This window comes from Actinomycetota bacterium (assembly GCA_035536535.1).
In the GTDB taxonomy this organism is placed as follows: domain Bacteria; phylum Actinomycetota; class JAICYB01; order JAICYB01; family JAICYB01; genus DATLNZ01.
The window spans coordinates 1-2,306 of sequence record DATLNZ010000042.1; the positions used below are offsets into that span (position 1 = coordinate 1).

Annotated in this window: 2 protein-coding genes; one reads left to right on the forward strand and one right to left on the reverse strand. The window is 66.8% G+C overall.

Annotated features, from left to right (window positions below; genetic code table 11):
- Positions 1-34: 34 nt before the first annotated feature.
- Positions 35-283, reverse strand: coding sequence for a hypothetical protein (locus tag VNE62_03085; protein HVE91273.1), 249 nt, complete (start codon positions 281-283; stop codon positions 35-37).
- Between the two features lie 61 nt (positions 284-344).
- Between VNE62_03085 and VNE62_03090 the strand changes: the two genes are divergently transcribed.
- Positions 345-2,306, forward strand: a 1,962-nt coding sequence (locus VNE62_03090) for a S9 family peptidase (GenBank protein ID HVE91274.1), incomplete at its 3' end; no start/stop codon positions are given.

A 2,306-nucleotide genomic window follows, 5' to 3' on the forward strand; every position in this document is an offset into this window, starting at 1 on the left:
CGTCCACGACGGGCTTGGCCCGGAGGCACACCATTCACAAGTCCGAATAGAACTGCAGCGCCACCGGGCGCCCGGACTTCAGCGCCGCATCCAGGTCGGCCGGCTCCCGGACGTCGCCAACCCCCGTCCGGTAGGACATGAACACGGCACCGGCCGCCCCGGCCACCACCAGCAGGGCCAGCGCCTGGACCCACCACGCCCTGCCGTGGACGAGCACGGCCACGACGGCCGTGACCCCGAGGGCGGCGATCAAAAACGAATGCTGGTTCAAGGCGTGTCTCATGACACCGAGCCTAGCGCGGCCCCGTGCGATGCTTCGCCCCCGTCAGGACACCGGAGGACCAATGACCCACAAGCCACCCGCAGCCAGACGCGTCCCCGAGCGGCTTGAGAGGCACGGTGACGTCCGCGTGGATGACTGGTGGTGGCTGCGTGACAAGGAAAACCCGGAGGTCATCGCGTACCTGGAGGCCGAGAACGCATACACGGAATCACGGCTGTCGCACACAAAGGACCTCCAGGAGGCCCTCTACGGCGAGATCCTGTCTCGCATCCAGGAGACCGACGCGTCGGTCCCATGGCCCGTGGATGACTTCCACTACTACACGCGCACGGTCGAGGGCCTGCAGTACCCGATCCACTGCCGCAGGCACGGGAGCCTGGAGGCGCCGGAGGAGGTCCTGCTGGACCAGAACGAGCTTGCCGCCGGCCGCGAGTTCCACGACCTGGGCGTCGTCGACGCCAGTCCCGATCACGCCCTCCTCGCATATTCCGAGGACCTCGAGGGCGACGAGGTGTTCACGCTGCGCTTTAAGGACCTGCGGACGGGACGGCTCCTGCCCGACGTCATCGCAGGCACATCGTTCGGCTTTTCGTGGTCCACCGACAACCGGACGGTGTTCTACACGACGTTGGACGAGGCGCAGCGGCCGTACCGGCTGCACCGCCACACGCTCGGCACCCCGGTCAAGCAGGACGTCCTCGTCTACCAGGAGGACGACGAGTCCATGTACCTGACCCTCGGGATGACCAAGTCCAAGCGCTTTATCCTGGTCCACCTCGAGAGCCTCACGACCTCGGAGGTTCGCGTCATTGCTTCCGGCGAGCCGGAGACCGAGCCGCGGATGATCGAGCCGCGGCGTCCGGAGGTCGAGTACTACGTCACCGATCACGGCGACCGGTGGCTGATCCTCACCAACGACGAGGCCAAGAACTTCCGGCTGATGCAGGCCCCGCTCGACTCGCCCGGCCGCGCCGGATGGACCGAGGTGATCGCCCACCGCGAGGACGTGAAGCTCGACTCGCTGGACGCCTACCGCGGCTACCTTGTGCTCTCCGAGCGGCGCGACGGGCTGGTCCACGTCCGGATCGACTGCCTGGCGGACGGGTCTACCAGTTACATCGACTTCCCGGAGCCGGTGTACTCGGCCCGCATCCTGCCGCTGCCCGACTTCGACGGCACCCGGTTCAGGTATGCGTACACGTCGATGGTGACTCCCGCTTCGACGTTTGAGCTCGACATGGCGACGGGCGAAACGACCCTGCTCAAACAGCAGCCGGTGCCGAACTACGACGCCTCCCTCTACGAATCAGAACGGACGTGGGCGACGGCATCCGACGGGACGCCGGTCCCGGTGTCACTGATGTGGCGGCGAGGCCTGGAGCGCGACGGCGGCAACCCCCTGTGGCTCTACGGTTACGGGTCGTACGGGTCGTCGCGCGAGCCGGACTTCTCGGCCGCCAGGATCAGCCTCCTGAACCGCGGGTTCGTTTATGCGCTGGCACACGTACGCGGGGGAGGCGAGCTGGGGGAGCGGTGGCATGACGGCGGCAAGCTGCTGAACAAGCGCAACTCCTTCACCGACTTCATCGCCTGCGCCGAGCATCTCGCGTCCGAGGGCTACACTAGGCCCGGACGCATCGTCGCCCACGGCGGCAGCGCCGGAGGACTTCTGGTCGGTGCGGTCGCGAACATGCGCCCGGACCTGTTCGGCGCCGTCGTGGCCGACGTCCCGTTCGTGGACGTCGTGTCGTCGATCCTGGATCCCAAGCTGCCGATGAGCGTCATGGAGTACGGGGAGTGGGGCAACCCCAACGAGGAGGAGTTCTATCGCTACATGAAGTCCTACTCGCCGTACGACAACGTGGAGGCGAAGGATTACCCGCCGATGCTGGTCCTGGCCGGGCTCAACGACCCACGGGTGTCCTACTTCGAGCCCGCGAAGTGGGTGGCGAAGCTGCGAGCCACCAAGACGGATTCGAACCGGCTCCTGCTTCGCACCGAAATGGGGGCCGGGCACATGGGT

Excerpts from the sequence above, each read along its gene's own strand:
- VNE62_03085 (HVE91273.1), bottom strand. The coding sequence starts at position 283 with ATGAGACACGCCTTGAACCAGCATTCGTTTTTGATCGCCGCCCTCGGG.